Raw genomic sequence first — 14467 nt, forward strand, 5'->3', positions numbered from 1 at the left:
CATTTTCAGGCGTGCGCTTAAGTCTCTCATGCTGACGATACTTTTATCCAGTGCAAAACCTATCCAACAGGACACAAAAGTAAATGTACTTAATGCGGGATAGTCATTTTTGGGGAGTGGCTTGAGAAGCTCTTTCATTAGTTTTGGGAAAATTGTTAGCATGGCTTATTCACATTTATTGGTGTATATTTACTTTGTTTTCTTATCTATAATATCAAATTTTGTACGACTTTTTTCCCCGTTCAACACTTCTGAGTTTAAAGAAGGTAATGACAATAACATTTCCATGTATGTTTATAAGATGGACATTGATAGTTCTAAACCATCTGTTGTTGTTGATCTTTCTCAAAAAGCCGGGTCTCAAATAGTACGATGGCTTCCTAGTTCTTTAACGACAGACGGGAAGTTTCTTTTTTGGTTAGGACAAAATTTAGAGGGAAAGCCTTTTATTTATAGATCAGATATCAACGGGGATAATTTTTCCATGCTTTTTGAATTTCCCTATGAATCTACAACATTTAAACCTCAGATAAAACATTTAACAACAGATGGAAAATTTATTTATACACATATTGACGGCAATCTTCGTAATCAATCTGGCGGCTTCGGGAAGCCAACCGAACTTCTATTAAAAATAGAAATAAGCAATCCCGTTTTATTAGCCATTGATGCACTGTCGATTTTACGAAACTGGACAGGTGAAGGAGTTTTGTCCATTAATAATTATGAGGATACTTTATTAACAGATGGTAAGTTTTTATACTTTACTATTGGTTTACTTAATCCTAATTATGGCGACGGAATTGTTCGTTCTGATTTTGATGGACAAAATCCATCAATGATTGCTGAGCCTAAATATGGGACTGGTGTAACCAGTATGACTAATAATAAGAATTCACTTTTTTGGGTATTGCGATATTCTAAATTTTTCCAAATTAATCAATCAGCTTTTGATGGCTCATCAAAGTCTGTTTTAATTGAGGTTCCTGTTGAGGATAGTCTCTCTCATCATAGAAGTTATAACATACCATCAAGTATTGCTTTTGTATCGAATAATTATCTAAGCTCACAACTAATAATGGGAGTCGTCATTTTCTTGATAAGTTTGGCAATAATCTTAGGTTTATTATGGATTTTCTCAAAAAACCTATCAAACTCTGACATAAAACAGGAGGCTGAATCAGAAGCTTAAAGCAATCTAATTCGTTATCTGTTAACAATTTTTTTTCTAATTGAATAATCCAGAATCATTTGTAAAAGAGACTATGAAAGACGTATTTATTTGTCATACCAGTGAAGACAAACTCCTGATTGTGGAACCTTTAGTTTCAGGCTTAGAAAAAGCTGACATTACTTTTTGGTATGATCGGGCTGAAATTAAATGGGGAGATAGTATTACAGCCAAAGTAAATGAGGGTTTAAGAATCTCTCGTTTTGTGATCGTTGTCTTGAGCGAAGCTTTTCTAAACAAAAATTTTCCTAAGCGAGAGCTTTTTGCCGTCCTCAATCAGGAAATTTATTCCGACCAAACTAAGGTACTTCCCTTATTTTCAGATAATAAACAAAAACAAAAGGTATTAGAAAGTTTACCGTTACTCAATGATAAACTATACCAAACTTGGAACGGCAATGCAGATACAATTATTGAAGCTCTTTTACCTCACTTGTCAGAAAAAACAACGCTTAAATTTAAAGATCAAAAAAGCGTAAATGATTTTTTAAACAGAGATAAGTTGATTTCTGATAAAGGGGTTAGCTATAGCAAACTTCGCCAACTCCTAGAAGCACAAAGTTGGCTAGAAGCTGATCAGGAAACGATCAGGCTTCTTTATAAAGCTACCGATAAACCAGAATTTACATCAACCTCTCATTTTTCTGTTGTAAAAATTCCCAATGAGGCCTTATCATCAACTGAACTTAAAAGAATATCTGATAATGACTTAATTATTCTTGATAATCTTTGGAAAAAGTATAGCCACAACAAATTTGGTTTGTCCACTCAAGCTCGTATCTATGAACAAGAAGGGGAAGATTACTATGCTTTTGCGAATCGTGTCGGATGGCGAAAAAATGGACGGTGGTTAGGTTACAATGATCTGACTTGGCATTTGGACGCTCCAATCGGTCATTTACCTTGGCTACAGGGGAAAAAAGCATATCCCACAGAAAAGCAAATGAGAGACTTCCATTTTAGTGCTTGGACATTGAATTTAGGTGACAAACATTTTGCCGAAGATACTTTTATTTCAGTTCTCCAGCAAAAAGTAATCAGTATTCCTTTATTACAATTTTAAATTATGTCTCAAAAAATACCTAATTACCTTCGAGCGATCGCCAAATCTCTTGCTTCCGTAGTAGGCCCATTTGGAGTTCCTGTTGAGTTTGTCTTGAGTCTTTATGATGATCAAATAGAGAACTCCCGTGAGGACAAACTAGATGCAATGATTGCCGAAGGTCAAAGCCTTACTCGTGAGTCTCTTGATGCTATCTTTGAGACAAAAACTGAAATAAAAGAATTACGAGAACAATTTATTTTAGGAATACAATTTTGTTTTACTATTCTTATGCAAAATCAAGAATTATTGCAAAATTCTGAAAATTTTGAAGATAAGTTTTCACTTTTACTTGATCGACAAAAGGAAAAACTTGAGGAAGCTGGTTTTTTGACCAAAGATGTTTTGGTAAAGGAATTGTCAGAACTTTACGGAGCAGATAGCGAACTATTTAAAGCAACTGTTGGGTCAGCAGGGTTTCCTTTAGCAACAATTCCTCAAAATCAAGCACCCAAAGTTATTGTCTTTCAATTTATTAATCGTTGTTATACTTTGAAACTTAACGATCAGTTTAAAATATTTAAAGCACTACATAAAGAAAATCCAAATAGTAAAGTTTTGCAATTGGTGAGTGCTTTGCTACAAGAAAAATCCTCAAACCAAATATAGCAGTTAAACATTTAATTTATGAATACTCCTTTTGAATCTTATTTAGGCTCTCTCAAAAATCAAATTATTAGAGATTTAATTTCTCTCTATGAATCTAACCCTTCTCTTTTTATTGCTATCATTTGGGAAGGGGGATTTTCTACAGCAAATTTGAGGAATGAACAAACTTTACGGATTATCATTCAAGACTTTATTTGTCAATGTAATTCTCTTAATATTCTGCAATTACGACAAGTATTCACCAAATTATGTGAAGAAAATCCAGGCTGTGAATCACTAAGAAAAGCGAGGAATTCACTTTATCAAAACTTTGATTACGTCAATAGCAACGAAGATTGCATCACTAAATACTTAGTAAAAGTCAAACCAAAACTTATCAGTCAAGGTTGCTCATCCATTTACAATGATATTATCTATGATGGCAAAGTTTTTAAACAAGTAGCTAAGGCAGCTAGTTTTAAAACATCAATTGGTGGTCTGCCAATGAGAGGAGAAGCTTTTTTTATCTTTTCCTATTTTTCTTCTGTTAATGATAACTCATTAAGAGAGTTTGCAACGAATTGTTTCAATTACGCCAAAAAAAACTCTAACTTTTCTGATATTTTCCAAACTGTTTTTAACTTGAAGATACCTACAAATATTTGTTTTTCTATCTCTATGACAAACTTCATAGATGAGAAAACAAAACAACAAATTACAGAGACAAATCCCTTTGAAGAAACGGTAGATCTTCTATGGTATATTGTACCAATTGTTTACACTCTTAATGAAAAGCAAGTTTATTTTTACGAAGAAGTGTTAGAGTCTAAACCTTGGGAGTTTTTCAGAGGTGAAATAGTATGGAAAGAACTCAGGAAAATTATCAAACAAACTTTAAGTGACTGAGATAAAAAGTTAAACCATAATCAGGTAGAGAACTGGAGTTTCACTGGCACGATGGCCTCCAGTAAACTTATTGAGAACTTGATAACGTTTTATTATAAAATTCGGCCTTAACATTATCATTAAATTCAGGACTTTCTAGATAAGAACTAACTTCAATTACCCCAACTTTATTAATACTTTGTGGAACGTTTTCAAAAGTAATAATAACCTCAATAGGAGTATCTTTAATCAAAATATTGTCGGCTTGATAAGTGCCAGAATTACTGCCAAAATCCACTTTGGTTGCAATTAGTTCTTTGCCATCCTCAATGATTCGACTTCTATTGTTAGAATTATAATTTCCGTGTATATAGAGCTTGTTTTTATCTTGTGTACTTGTCACCAAAAGAGAACACTTAATATTTTGAAGTGTTGAAGAAATTGCTGATCTTTGGCATTCTTTGAACTGAAAAATTAAAGATTGGACTTTAACAATCTTATCCGTATTAAAAGAAGACGGCTCTGACACAGTTTCATTATCAGGTGCGAATGAAGCCGAGGGACTGGGTACATTTGAACCTTTTAAAGATTGATTTTCATCTTCAAGCTCTTTTATTTTTCTTTGCAAATCTTTGTTTTCCGACTCAAGTGTATTTAATTTTTCTGATAACTGAACTAAATCGGAATTGCTAGATTGCTGAAAAAAACTGGAAATCCATTCCTTAAATTTATAGCCGCCAAAAGCAGATAGGGGAATAGTTAAAACTAATAAAACAGAAGCAAATATTAGGTAATTTTTTCTTTGTTGTTTTTTAAATTCTTTATTCACTTGTCTGCGAACCTCCTCAATGTCATTATCCATTAATAAGTCAGATAATCCTAGTTCTTGAAGACTCTCTTTAACAGCATCAAGAGTGATAACCTCTTGATTATACTGTTTTCTATAGGAAAGTCGTTCAATCAATTTTTTAAACTCATCATCACTTAAACCATCCTTCAAAACCATAAGTTTTACCCTAAATTGTAATAAAAATAAATGTCCGTCATTATTTTGTATAACACTTTCTACGGTAACGATATGGGTCAACTTTCTGTATATCCATCTATTTTAGTGCAATCGCAAGAAAAATTTCCCCATATCATACCCAAAAGCGTGTTAGCCATAGCACATTGCCAAAAACCTTGTTTAACTAAATTCCTGACAATAGGCTGAAATAACACGAGTTTTCTGGTGTTATAACAACTATTCTTCAATCTGACCGCACCTCTTGACAAAAATTTACAATTATTCGACCCTTAGCGATCGCTATCGGTAGATAGAATGTGCGTGGTGCGTTACCCAAAATCGATCGGTGGAGCAGTAGGACTTGCATTAGGGAACGCACCCTACGGCTGCAATTCAGAGAGTTGATTTTCATTGGATGCCAAGCAAACAGTCTTCAAGGCCCGCACACCGGCATTTGCAATTTCTTGTGGTACTGGTTTTAGTTCCATAGATAGGTCTTCTTAAAAATACTTAATAGGGTGGGTTTTCTATACCACTACAATCGTAGCACAAAGCCGTCCTAAAAGGACGGGGTTTTAAACCCAAATTTTCGATAACCTTCATTATTAATAAGTCCCGAAAATATTGCCCTTAATTAGCTTTAACTTTCTGCCCGATCGTATCGGCAGTGGTAGTGGAAACCATGGCCGCCATAACTTGTTCCGGGGAAACCGTAAAAGGCAGACGATGAATGTCCGAATTAGGCTGACAGGCAATTGCGGCCGCGTGGCGCAATTGGGCAAGGGAAACGTCTCTTAATCCTAAATCCTCTAGGGATTTCGGTAAACCAATTTGTTCATAAAACTGGATTAGTTGCCCCCGGGCCGATACTGCTAATTGATTACCCAAAACTATTTCTTCTAGACGCAATTGGGCGAGAATGCCGTAGGCGACTTTTTCCCCGTGCAGGGCATGATGGCAAGCGGGAATATGGGTTAAACCATTATGAATCGCATGGGCGGCCACGGTGCGACAATTAGCGCCCCCTAAACCACCAATTACTCCGGCTAATAAAACGGTGGCATCTACCACCTGTTTCCAGTCCTCCCCGCCGATATTTTCCAGGGCTGCCGGGGATTTTTGGAAAAGAATATCGCGTAAAACCCGGGCCTGTTGGACAGCGGCAATGATCAGGGTTTCTGTGCAATGACCGCTACTGACGGAAGCTTCGTACCATTTAGCGATCGCATCGCCAATACCGGCGATTAAGGTTCTTTTCGGGGCAGTTTGGATAATACCGTAATCGAGAATTAATAAATCCGGGCAACGGGCTAGGGACAGATCGTAAAGAAAAGCCCCTGCGTCAGAATAGACGTTAGATAGGGCTGTCCAAGCGGCACAAGTGGCGGCGGAGGTGGGAATCGTGGCGATCGGCAAATGGCACTGATGGGCGAGTAATTTGGCCGTATCGAGGGCTTTGCCGCCACCCACACCGATGATAAAATCTGCCTCATGACTCTTGACAGATGCCTTTAAATATGCTAAGGAATTTTCCGAACAATCGGGGGCATAACTGTGATAGCTAGGAGTGAGATTTTTCAGGGGAGATGACAAAAAAGCTAAATTGCGATCGCCACCCACCACGAGGGGACGTTTACCCAAATCCGCTAATTTGCCGGTGGATTCTTCTAGGGCATTGTCACCCCGAATCACTTGTGCGGGGGCGATTAACAGGGGCAAAACAGCGACAGCATTGGACATTTTTTGACAACCTCTCAGGATTATTGGCTAATTTTAGCGAAACTTTCGGGAAAAAGCTGTAGTTCAGGAGTATTATCCCCCGGGGCGGAGAAGGATTTTTTAATCTGTCCTAAGTACAAAGGAGCAGATAAACCGGGCTGAGGGTGAACCAGAGTGCGAGCGCTAATGATAAATTGATTATTACCGCCAGCACCGGCGCGACCAGAGGAAAACAAGTCACTAGCGGCTTGTTTTAGGGTTGCCTCCACCTGCTCGGGAGTAACAGTATTGGGCAGGGAGATAACAGCTTGATTAGCTCCGTTATCATAGACAAGGGAGAATCTCACCGCTCCCGGAATTTCGGTACGGGTAAACAGTCCCAACCCAAGACCGAAAATCCCCACCGTCAACACAGCCATAAAGCTAGTGACACCGACGAGACGAAAGCGGATTCCCCAACCGACGAGAAAAGCGATAATCGTGAGTACCAAAAAAACCAGCGTGGCAATACCAGACCATTGGATGTATTTGGCAAAGTTCAGGGGAATGTCCATATTTTCTATAATAATGATTCTATGAAAACGGTTAGCATAAACCATTGTACCTATCCTGTTGTCGAAACTTTCCATTCTGTGCAGGGCGAGGGCTTTTGGACGGGAAGCAATGCTTTTTTCCTCCGTTTGGGAGGTTGCGATGTCTATTGCCCTTGGTGCGACCAAAAAGAGTCTTGGAATGCCCACCGTTATCCACAACAATCGCTGCGGGAATTGGTTGAGATGGCAAAAGGGGCTAACCCCGCTATGGTGGTGATTACCGGGGGTGAACCTTTGATGCACAATCTTGATCCTTTGACCAAGGAATTAAAAAATCAGGGTTTACGGGTACATTTAGAAACTTCTGGCGCTCATCCTTTTACTGGGGTTTTCGATTGGGTGACTTTTTCTCCTAAAACTTATAAAATGCCCGATCCTAGTATTTATGCACGGGTGAATGAGTTAAAAATTGTCGTGGCTAATCCAGAGGATTTAGACTGGGCAGCTATGCAGGAAAGTAAGTTATCGGAAGGGGTGATTAAATATCTACAACCCGAATGGAATACAGTGGAAAGCAAAGAGTTAGTCTTTAATTATGTTCTCCAGCATCCCCAATGGCGTCTCAGTCTCCAAACCCATAAGTTTTTAGGAGTCCGCTAGTCAGTTATCAGTTATCAGTTATCAGTTATCAGTTATCAGCTTTTTTCTCCTGCTCCCATCTCCCCCCGCAACGCGCACGAAGTGGTCTCCCCCCGCAACGCGCACGAAGTGGTCTCCCCACTTCCCCCCGCAACGCGCACGAAGTGGTCTCCCCACTTCCCAATTCATGATTCATAATTCCCAAACCCTAATTGACTAACAAGAGGTAAAATACTATGTCTAACAACAATTCTGAACGAGTAGTGCGTCGTGGTCGAGTTTTTCCGGAGATTCAATCTACAGAGGAAGAAAAGGCCAAACATCGCGCCCGACAATTAGAATTTTATCATCGTTGTTGGCCGATTTTTCAGAGTTTACAGCCCCGGTTAATGAAACATTATTATGGTTGGTACATTGCGATCGAACCCGATAGCGGCGATTATTTTATCGATCCCGACAAAGAAGTGGCTAGTAAAAAAGCAAGGGCAAAATATCCCGACAAAATCCATCATATCTTTGGCATTAATGAAACTGGAGTTAGTGGCAGAATATGATTGAAGGGAGATTTGGAGAAAATGGTCAAATTTATTTTGATATCGATTTAGTCAGCCCTAATGGTCTGGTGTTACCTGTAGAAGCTATGCTAGATACTGGTTTCACGGAGTTTTGTGTTATGAATGACCAAGATGCTCGCAGTCTTGAATGGCAATTTTTAAACCAAGATAAGTTACGCACTGCCCAAGGAGAAGCATTTTTTGATATATATTTAGGCAGAGTAAGAATTGATGGTCAGGAATACGAAATTCCCGTTTTTGCAGGGGAGGCAATTCAGGAGATTTTGTTAGGTTCCCAGTGGCTCAAACAATTTATCTTAGTAGCTAATTATCAACAAACACAGGTGACATTAGGATAATGACAAAAAAGGCGATTATTTTACTTTCCGGGGGATTAGATTCAGCGACGACAGCAGCGATCGCTCTAGCGGCTGGTTATCAATTAATCGCCCTTTCCTTTCGTTATGGACAAAGACACGAGCGGGAATTAGCGGCGGCGAAAAAAATTGCTAATTTCCTCAATATTAAAGAACATCATCTGATCGAAGTCAATCTATCTTTGTGGGGAGGTTCCGCTTTAACGGATCAATCTATAGCTATTCCCCAAGAGGGAATTAACCCAGATATTATCCCGATTACCTATGTGCCGGGGAGAAATACAGTTTTTATTTCGATCGCTCTTTCTTTAGCGGAAGCAAGGGAAGCGGAGGCGATATATTTAGGAATTAACGCGGTGGATTATTCTGGTTATCCCGATTGTCGTCCCCAGTATTTAGAGGCCTTTCAAACTTTAGCTAATTTATCATCGAAAGCGGGTTTAGAAGGGAAAGCACCCCAATTAATTGCCCCTTTGGTGATGGATAGTAAGGTAGATATCGTCCGTCGTGCTGTTAGTTTGGGGGTTCCCATTGCTGATACTTGGTCTTGTTATCAAGGAGAAGTTGAACCCTGCGGTTTATGCGATTCCTGTCGCATCAGAGATCAGGCTTTAATTGAGGCTGGTTATCCCGAATTAGCCACTCCCCTGTTGAAAAACAGCCGGGGAAAATAGGGAGGATAGTGAAAAATGGAGATAATCTAGGCAATTAAATGTTCAATGAGGATTTTACTGCCGATTAATATTAAAACTAAACCGCCGAGAATTTCCACCTTTTGACTAAATAAATTACCGAATTTATGCCCGATAAAAACAGCTATAAAACATAAAGCAAAGGTAATAGAACCGATGACAGTGCAAGCTAAAAGTAAGGGAGTTTTAATCATCGATAGACCCAAACCAACTACTAAAGCATCGATGCTAGTAGCGATCGCTAATCCGATTAAAGTATAGGAATCTAGAGGATTAAATTTTTTTTCTTCGTCATCATTTTGAACAGCTTCGTAGATCATTTTACTGCCGATCGCTCCTAAAATAATAAAAGCGATCCAATGGTCAAAAGAGGCGAGGAAATCGCGACAGGTTAGACCGATACCCCAACCGATCATCGGCATAATCGCTTGAAATCCCCCAAAAAACAAAGCAATTTTCAAAGCCTTATTAACATGAATATGACGAATCATCAGGCCACTGGTCAGAGAAACGGCCACGGCATCGGCGGCTAATCCCACGGCAACAAAGGAAGTGGTTAAAAGTTCGAGTGAAGTAAACATCTATAGTTGTTTATCCTTTAATTTCCCCCTATCTTAACTAATTTTTACCCAGAAAACTTTCATATTTCTCTCATGATCCTCTCATTTATCTATCATTTCTCTAACCTAAGTAGGTAGGCGTTAAAAGTTGTCAGATGCCCCCCTTATCAAGGGGGGACTAAGGGGGGATCGGCACCCCCCTTATCAAGGGGGGCAGGGGGGATCGAACCTAAAATCCATTTTTAATTTAATTATAACCAGCTACTTAATTAGTGAGCGGATCGAATTGAAAAGGTTTAAAACCACATTACTGGTTCTTCACCGATCGCCTGCACCTGATGGATCGCTTCTGGGGTAAAACTGATGATATCCTCAGCTTCTAGGACTTTTTCGCCCGTTACTGTGATTTTATCGGGAAATTCAACCGTAGGAGTCCGAGTAACCAATCCTGCTGTCTCATAAATTCCCCTGTTTCCAGGACAAAGTTAAAGAAGATACTTTTTCCCATCATCGATCATCCCGTCTGCTTTTAAGGTGGCTAACGCTACCATATAGGAAAAGTGCCACATAAAAAATTATGATAATTTCGAGAATTACCGGAGAATGAGGTGGGAGAGAACGGTGATAAAATTAGCTAATTGACTCCCCTAACTTAAGCACCCAATAACCGCTCACTGAAAATATGGCTGATTTTTTTAACACCTATGGTTTTTTAATTGTTTCAATGATATTTGGAGCCATATTAGGCATTTCAATTTATCTGCCCTTAATGGCCGGTCAATTATCCTTAGCAACCCCTGGTTTTTACGCTTTAGGCGGTTATGTTGCCGCCATTCTTTCCACGAAAGTTTTTACTAATACCGGCAGCAATTATCCCCTGGCTTTGGTATTTTTAGAAATGTTAATTGCTGGCATTATTGCGGGAATATTAGCCATAGTTTTAGGTATTCCTGTTCTCCGTTTGCGAGGGATTTATTTAGCTATTGCCACAATCGCCTGGGTAGAAATTTTGAGAATTATTGCCCTTAATCTCGAGATAACTGGCGGTGCGGTCGGTATTTTCGCCATTCCCCAACCCTTCACTACTCAATTAGCCTACCTTTGGCTGGCCTTGCCCCTCTTATTCCTAACTATGCTGTTTCTCTACCGGTTAGAAAACATCAAAATTGGTCGGGCATTTAATGCCATTCGTGCCGATGAATTGGCAGCTGCGGCCATGGGAATTAATCCCACCTATCACAAGGTTTTATCCTTCACTTTCGGGGCAGTTTTAGCGGCAGTTGTGGGAGCGGTAAGCGCCCATTTTCTCAATACTTGGAATTCCCGTCAAGGAACCTTTGATTCTAGTATTATTTTCCTGGCTTTCGTTTTAATTGGTGGTTCAAGAACTTTTGTCGGGCCGGTGGTGGGAGGCATTGTTTTAACTGCTTTGCCCGAAGTTTTACGCGCCCTCGGCGGCGTGAATGGTTTACCAATTTGGTTAGGGAATTTCTTGCGCGATGGTCGTTTGATTATTTTTGGAATTTTAATCGTTTTGGGAACAATTTTTTATCCGCAAGGCTTAATTACACCTGAATTAATCAAAAAACTAATTCCTTTTAAAAGACGTTCCTCTCTTAGTCAATTTGATTCCTAGTCATGGATCAATGTTGTCGATTGAATTCCTTTTTAATTAATGATATAATAGGATAGTTTATCCCCCTTTATATTCTCAGTCATCTCCGAGAATGACCCGCCAAATTCACGACCAATTTGCCAAGGAATATTTAGAGGAACTGTTAGCGCCTCTAGGAACCATAAAAAAGAGTAAGAAAGTGAAAAGTGAGGTTCAAGAAATAGATGTCTGGTTTGAACCGGCCAGTTCACCATCAAGGACCGAACTCCCTTTAGGTTTACTCGGAAAAATGGCGGCGACTTCTTGCTTGTTTGAACCTTTCCGTAACCCGCCCTCAGAAATAGAGATTCGCAGTTGTATATCAAAGTTATATACTGTTCATAATGACCTCTTAAGAAAGGCCAAACGTACAAACAAAACTCTGACGGTCGCAGAATTGCCAGTTTTATGGATTCTCACGCCCACCTTTTCAGCTAGAATGATTCAAGGATTCAGGGCTGACAGCGATGAGAGGAATTGGTTAAAAGGGGTTTACTTTTTAGCTGACTTCCTCAAAGTGGCAATCGTTGCCATCCACCAGTTACCAGTGAGTGAAGACACTTTATGGTTGAGGGTTTTAGGAAAAGGAGAAACACAAAAAAGAGCCGTAGAAGAGTTAGTTCAATTGCCAGAAGATAACTCTTTTAAAGAAAATTTGTTAGAAATTCTAGCCAACTGGCGTAAGAATTTGGAATTGAGAGATAATTTAAGTAGCGAGGAACAGGAGGACATCATGAACCTATCACCAGCCTATCTAAAACAGCGAGAAGATTGGAAAATAGAAGGAAAACAGGAAGGCACTTTAGAGGGACAACTCTCGCTGATAGCTAGTCTTCTGGAAGGGCGGTTTGGAACCCTAGATTCGGAATTGTCTGGTCTAGTTGCACAGATTGCCCAACTTCCCATCTCAGAACGCACCGGGTTACTTCTTTCTTTAGTGAATTTATCCCGCTCTGAACTGTTAGAAAGATTGAGAAAAGATTAAAGTTTTAGTCCGCTCAAGCCATGAATTTTCATGCCAAAATCCTGATGGTAGTTTGTCTGCTGAGTTACTGTCATGGTCAAATCTAGCATTCCCTCAGACGCTCTAGCCCTGGGTTGGATTGAGCTATCATTATTGAGCAGGTATTACCAATCGGCTCAAAAGGCGAAACCCAACCAAGATTGTGAAAATATTCTGGGAAGTTGTTGGGTTTCCTTGCGTCAACCCAACCTAGGAGTTTTACCGCCACTTCCACCCTACTGATAAAAATTTTATTTCCTGTATCTCTATTGTAGCAGATATCGGATGAAAGGATAAACCATCCTCCTTGAAATTATGGAAATTGAGAGAGTTATGTAAAAAATACCCCCTCAACTGACTGAATCAAGGGGGCATTTGTCATATTTTTAGTGGGCAATTTAGCCTACTTTTGTGGTTTCTTTTTTGATGGATTGGGAGGGTTTTAGTTTGCGCTTGAGGGTAGAAGCTGCGCCTAGAGTGCCGAGGGCGAGGAGGCTGAGAGTTGAGGTGGGTTCGGGGACATGAACATGAACGCCAGTCAACCTAATTACAGTATTTTGTGGAGCCATACTACGATAAAAACTAAAGGTATAGAAGTCTCTATGTACTGGACGATGACTGGTAGGGAAACTATCTGAAATAACAAGTCCAAATTCATTCTTTCTAAAAGTGTAATCTGTGGCGACAAAGTCTCCTTCACGTTCATCCAATTTAGTATGGGGTGTTTCTATGTGCCGGACACCTAACTTGACTTCCCAATTATTAGAAGAATTCTTGGTTTCTAAAGTAACTAGCCAGTTTCTCAGTAGAGGATTGCCGGAACCACTTTCTTCAGGATTCCAAGACCATGAGACTTCGAGTTCTCCTAGTTTATCTTTAATTACTTTTGGAGTTAAGCCAGCATCAGCTTTTGGTAATTGAGAAGTAAGTACCAACGTAGCGGTTAGCACACCGAGAGAGAACTTTATTCGAGAAGTTATTTGATTCATAGCTTGCACCTTTGAGATAATTGTGTTTTTTTAGGGAGTATATTAGCCGACTTTTGTCGTTTCCTTTAAGCGCTAATATACACACTCCCCCCCCACAACTGTATCAAAAGCTACAATTTACAAATCTTTACATTCCTCTCCCTAACTAGCGATTCACAGGGGAAAGAGTTTCAGGTATTTTCCCCTGTTTTACTGCTTCTCAGGCGACCTATCGCCTTCCGTGAGGGATTGTGGCGCGGTGTGTCAGATTCGATAATAGGGTTCAAAATTTCGCTAACCGCTACTTGAGCCATAGCGTTTTCCCTTAAGCAGAATTCACGCCGCCTCCAGTTCATAATGCAAGACCAGAAGCTCATCGCCTGGCAGAATAGCCATCGCATATTCCCGCCCCTGACTGTCAGAAAATTCCACTAAATATTGATAGCGCGAACCTTTTTCATACACCTCAACCACTGTTCCCACCTGTCCGCTTGGCAAGCTGGGGACAGCTTCATAATCTAATTCAACTAAAGTCAATCGCTCCCGAGGGACGGAGTTGAGGATGGCAACCGTATCTAAGAGTTTGATGTCTTTCATGGTACTTCACTTGATAAAGGCAGAAATTAGGCGAGGGTTGGGATTAATTAAGCCGATTTCCCAGATAGTTCGCAGTTGTGTTCCTTGCCGTTCTGGTATCGTCCAATCCACTTTAAACTGCTGGCCGAATTCCGTGACCGCTTGTTGCACAACTTCCGTTCTGTTAAACTTACTCAAATCTACTCATGAGCAAATTTGACGTTAACTTCCTGCTTCACTGTAGTAGTGTCGGCACTATCTACGACCCAAGCTGACACGGTGGAACTCACCGCCAAAGAAGCTAGATTTAGACTAGCGTTCAAGTCTCGACCGCAAACTACATGGCATTGCTCACACTCAAAAACTCTTTCAGTTAAAGA

At 39.8% G+C, this 14467-nt stretch carries 18 protein-coding genes and 2 pseudogenes; 11 read left to right on the forward strand and 9 right to left on the reverse strand.

Going from position 1 to position 14467, the window contains the following annotated elements; translation table 11 throughout:
• Positions 1 to 160: 160 nt before the first annotated feature.
• The 4 genes from H6G48_RS07145 to H6G48_RS07160 all read left to right on the forward strand — a co-directional run bounded on the left by H6G48_RS07145 (position 161) and on the right by H6G48_RS07160 (position 3827).
• Positions 161 to 1192, forward strand: a complete 1032-nt coding sequence (locus H6G48_RS07145; RefSeq protein WP_242034564.1) for a hypothetical protein — start codon at positions 161 to 163, stop codon at positions 1190 to 1192.
• Between the two features lie 73 nt (positions 1193 to 1265).
• Positions 1266 to 2294 (forward strand): GUN4 domain-containing protein, encoded by a 1029-nt coding sequence (locus H6G48_RS07150; RefSeq protein WP_002750179.1) that lies wholly within the window; start codon positions 1266 to 1268, stop codon positions 2292 to 2294.
• Positions 2295 to 2297: 3 nt separating this feature from the next.
• Positions 2298 to 2942 carry a hypothetical protein gene (locus tag H6G48_RS07155; RefSeq protein ID WP_002802454.1) on the forward strand — a complete coding sequence of 215 codons (645 nt, stop codon included), beginning with the start codon at positions 2298 to 2300 and terminating at the stop codon, positions 2940 to 2942.
• Between the two features lie 18 nt (positions 2943 to 2960).
• Entirely contained in the window at positions 2961 to 3827 is an 867-nt protein-coding gene (locus H6G48_RS07160; protein ID WP_190720489.1) for a hypothetical protein, read from the forward strand.
• 67 nt (positions 3828 to 3894) lie between these two features.
• Here the strand turns inward: H6G48_RS07160 and H6G48_RS07165 are convergent, their stop codons facing one another.
• From H6G48_RS07165 to H6G48_RS07175, 3 genes are all read right to left on the reverse strand, one after another.
• Complete coding sequence (locus H6G48_RS07165; RefSeq protein ID WP_002740064.1) at positions 3895 to 4812, reverse strand: hypothetical protein; 918 nt, start codon at positions 4810 to 4812, stop codon at positions 3895 to 3897.
• Between the two features lie 630 nt (positions 4813 to 5442).
• Positions 5443 to 6552, reverse strand: a complete 1110-nt coding sequence (locus H6G48_RS07170) for an iron-containing alcohol dehydrogenase family protein (RefSeq protein WP_012265683.1) — start codon at positions 6550 to 6552, stop codon at positions 5443 to 5445.
• Positions 6553 to 6572: 20 nt separating this feature from the next.
• Positions 6573 to 7130 (reverse strand): Ycf51 family protein, encoded by a 558-nt coding sequence (locus H6G48_RS07175; protein ID WP_190720492.1) that lies wholly within the window; start codon positions 7128 to 7130, stop codon positions 6573 to 6575.
• On the opposite strand from H6G48_RS07175, the gene H6G48_RS07180 reads away from it, so the two are divergent.
• From H6G48_RS07180 to queC, 4 genes are all read left to right on the forward strand, one after another.
• A complete protein-coding gene (locus tag H6G48_RS07180; protein ID WP_190720495.1) occupies positions 7107 to 7724 on the forward strand; it encodes a 7-carboxy-7-deazaguanine synthase QueE in 618 nt (205 codons plus the stop codon). The two genes, H6G48_RS07175 and H6G48_RS07180, sit on opposite strands and share 24 nt — an antisense overlap.
• Positions 7725 to 7939: 215 nt before the next feature.
• A complete protein-coding gene (locus H6G48_RS07185; RefSeq protein WP_046661710.1) occupies positions 7940 to 8257 on the forward strand; it encodes a hypothetical protein in 318 nt (105 codons plus the stop codon).
• Positions 8254 to 8616, forward strand: a complete 363-nt coding sequence (locus H6G48_RS07190) for an aspartyl protease (protein WP_190720497.1) — start codon at positions 8254 to 8256, stop codon at positions 8614 to 8616. Before H6G48_RS07185 ends, H6G48_RS07190 begins: the two co-directional genes overlap by 4 nt.
• The gene (gene queC / locus H6G48_RS07195; RefSeq protein WP_190720500.1) at positions 8616 to 9308 is read left to right on the forward strand and encodes a 7-cyano-7-deazaguanine synthase QueC; all 693 of its coding nucleotides are present in this window, start codon (positions 8616 to 8618) and stop codon (positions 9306 to 9308) included. The genes H6G48_RS07190 and queC overlap by 1 nt, the downstream gene beginning before the upstream one ends.
• 26 nt (positions 9309 to 9334) lie before the next feature.
• On the opposite strand, the gene H6G48_RS07200 is transcribed toward queC, so the two are convergent.
• Entirely contained in the window at positions 9335 to 9907 is a 573-nt protein-coding gene (locus tag H6G48_RS07200; RefSeq protein ID WP_012265686.1) for a manganese efflux pump MntP, read from the reverse strand.
• Positions 9908 to 10182: 275 nt separating this feature from the next.
• Entirely contained in the window at positions 10183 to 10332 is a 150-nt protein-coding gene (locus tag H6G48_RS07205) for a cupin (RefSeq protein WP_190720503.1), read from the reverse strand.
• A 236-nt stretch (positions 10333 to 10568) separates the two neighbouring features.
• Here H6G48_RS07205 and H6G48_RS07210 point away from each other — a divergent pair, with 236 nt between their 5' ends.
• From H6G48_RS07210 to H6G48_RS07220, 3 genes are all read left to right on the forward strand, one after another.
• Positions 10569 to 11522 (forward strand): branched-chain amino acid ABC transporter permease, encoded by a 954-nt coding sequence (locus H6G48_RS07210; protein WP_190720506.1) that lies wholly within the window; start codon positions 10569 to 10571, stop codon positions 11520 to 11522.
• A gap of 91 nt (positions 11523 to 11613) precedes the next feature.
• The gene (locus H6G48_RS07215; RefSeq protein WP_190720508.1) at positions 11614 to 12525 is read left to right on the forward strand and encodes a hypothetical protein; all 912 of its coding nucleotides are present in this window, start codon (positions 11614 to 11616) and stop codon (positions 12523 to 12525) included.
• 72 nt (positions 12526 to 12597) lie between these two features.
• Positions 12598 to 12786: a hypothetical protein gene (locus tag H6G48_RS07220; protein ID WP_190720511.1), complete on the forward strand. Its 189-nt coding sequence runs from the start codon at positions 12598 to 12600 to the stop codon at positions 12784 to 12786.
• A gap of 155 nt (positions 12787 to 12941) precedes the next feature.
• On the opposite strand, the gene H6G48_RS26165 is transcribed toward H6G48_RS07220, so the two are convergent.
• The 4 genes and pseudogenes from H6G48_RS26165 to H6G48_RS07240 form a co-directional block, all read right to left on the reverse strand.
• Positions 12942 to 13532, reverse strand: coding sequence for a PEP-CTERM sorting domain-containing protein (locus tag H6G48_RS26165; RefSeq protein ID WP_242034565.1), 591 nt, complete (start codon positions 13530 to 13532; stop codon positions 12942 to 12944).
• A 315-nt stretch (positions 13533 to 13847) separates the two neighbouring features.
• Positions 13848 to 14108, reverse strand: a complete 261-nt coding sequence (locus tag H6G48_RS07230; protein ID WP_190720514.1) for a DUF4926 domain-containing protein — start codon at positions 14106 to 14108, stop codon at positions 13848 to 13850.
• A gap of 6 nt (positions 14109 to 14114) precedes the next feature.
• Positions 14115 to 14264 (reverse strand): annotated as a pseudogene (locus tag H6G48_RS07235) (DUF6883 domain-containing protein); the annotation flags it as partial.
• Between the two features lie 23 nt (positions 14265 to 14287).
• Positions 14288 to 14467 (reverse strand): annotated as a pseudogene (locus tag H6G48_RS07240) (zinc ribbon domain-containing protein); the annotation flags it as partial.

Source organism: Microcystis flos-aquae FACHB-1344, from assembly GCF_014698375.1.
GTDB classification, from domain to species: domain Bacteria; phylum Cyanobacteriota; class Cyanobacteriia; order Cyanobacteriales; family Microcystaceae; genus Microcystis; species Microcystis aeruginosa.

Bases quoted from the DNA above. Each gene is read 5' to 3' on its own strand.
- H6G48_RS07175 (WP_190720492.1), bottom strand. From the start codon at position 7,130: ATGGTTTATGCTAACCGTTTTCATAGAATCATTATTATAGAAAATATG.
- H6G48_RS07180 (WP_190720495.1), top strand. From the start codon at position 7,107: ATGAAAACGGTTAGCATAAACCATTGTACCTATCCTGTTGTCGAAACT.
- H6G48_RS07200 (WP_012265686.1), bottom strand. From the start codon at position 9,907: ATGTTTACTTCACTCGAACTTTTAACCACTTCCTTTGTTGCCGTGGGA.
- H6G48_RS07155 (WP_002802454.1), top strand. From the start codon at position 2,298: ATGTCTCAAAAAATACCTAATTACCTTCGAGCGATCGCCAAATCTCTT.
- H6G48_RS07170 (WP_012265683.1), bottom strand. From the start codon at position 6,552: ATGTCCAATGCTGTCGCTGTTTTGCCCCTGTTAATCGCCCCCGCACAA.
- H6G48_RS07190 (WP_190720497.1), top strand. From the start codon at position 8,254: ATGATTGAAGGGAGATTTGGAGAAAATGGTCAAATTTATTTTGATATC.
- H6G48_RS07220 (WP_190720511.1), top strand. From the start codon at position 12,598: ATGGTCAAATCTAGCATTCCCTCAGACGCTCTAGCCCTGGGTTGGATT.
- H6G48_RS07215 (WP_190720508.1), top strand. From the start codon at position 11,614: ATGACCCGCCAAATTCACGACCAATTTGCCAAGGAATATTTAGAGGAA.
- H6G48_RS07165 (WP_002740064.1), bottom strand. From the start codon at position 4,812: ATGGTTTTGAAGGATGGTTTAAGTGATGATGAGTTTAAAAAATTGATT.
- H6G48_RS07230 (WP_190720514.1), bottom strand. From the start codon at position 14,108: ATGAAAGACATCAAACTCTTAGATACGGTTGCCATCCTCAACTCCGTC.
- H6G48_RS07160 (WP_190720489.1), top strand. From the start codon at position 2,961: ATGAATACTCCTTTTGAATCTTATTTAGGCTCTCTCAAAAATCAAATT.
- H6G48_RS07185 (WP_046661710.1), top strand. From the start codon at position 7,940: ATGTCTAACAACAATTCTGAACGAGTAGTGCGTCGTGGTCGAGTTTTT.
- H6G48_RS07145 (WP_242034564.1), top strand. From the start codon at position 161: ATGGCTTATTCACATTTATTGGTGTATATTTACTTTGTTTTCTTATCT.
- queC (WP_190720500.1), top strand. From the start codon at position 8,616: ATGACAAAAAAGGCGATTATTTTACTTTCCGGGGGATTAGATTCAGCG.
- H6G48_RS07210 (WP_190720506.1), top strand. From the start codon at position 10,569: ATGGCTGATTTTTTTAACACCTATGGTTTTTTAATTGTTTCAATGATA.
- H6G48_RS07150 (WP_002750179.1), top strand. From the start codon at position 1,266: ATGAAAGACGTATTTATTTGTCATACCAGTGAAGACAAACTCCTGATT.
- H6G48_RS26165 (WP_242034565.1), bottom strand. From the start codon at position 13,532: ATGAATCAAATAACTTCTCGAATAAAGTTCTCTCTCGGTGTGCTAACC.